General features: G+C 45.4%; 1 pseudogene. It reads left to right on the forward strand.

The features are described 5' to 3' along the window. Positions 1-598 (forward strand): annotated as a pseudogene (locus tag A3762_RS12270) (urea ABC transporter permease subunit UrtC); the annotation flags it as partial. Between the last annotated feature and the right edge of the window lie 118 nt (positions 599-716).

A 716-nucleotide genomic window follows, 5' to 3' on the forward strand; every position in this document is an offset into this window, starting at 1 on the left:
CACGCAAGCTTTAACCTTTGCTTTGATGCTCGCTTTCTACAGAAACGAGATGGGCTTTGGTGGCAATAACGGATTGACAGACTTTAAAGACATTTTAGGGTTTGATCTTCAGTCTGATGTGACAAGGCTGACCTTGTTTGGCTTGTCTGCCCTCGCGCTTGCATGCGGTTATATTGCTTGTCGATTTATTGTGACCTCGAAGCTTGGTCGTCTGGCGATGGCGATTCGGGATGCGGAATCAAGAACGCGCTTTATTGGGTACAAAGTTGAAAACTTTAAGTTATGGATTTGGACTTTTTCAGCAGCATTAGCAGGTATTGCAGGCGCGTTGTATGTGCCACAAGTTGGCATTATCAATCCGAATGAATTCTCTCCTTTGAATTCAATTGAGTTGGTTGTATGGGTGGCATTAGGCGGTCGAGCGACACTCTACGGCGCTGTTGTAGGGGCGATATTTGTTAACTATGCCAAAACATACTTTACCGGCGTACTTCCCGAAGTTTGGTTGTTTGCCCTGGGTGGCTTGTTTGTCGTGACCACAATATTTTTACCAAAAGGTGTGGCTGGTCTAATGGCGCGTAAGGAGGCTGCAGCATGAGCGATATGTTTACAGGCTACATAGATGCCGTCCGCCATAAGGATCGTGTATTCGATTTTGTCCAACCAATGGATAACCCGAAATTAAATGTGGATAAGGGTTGCATTCTATATCTCGA

This window comes from Oleiphilus sp. HI0125, from assembly GCF_001635355.1.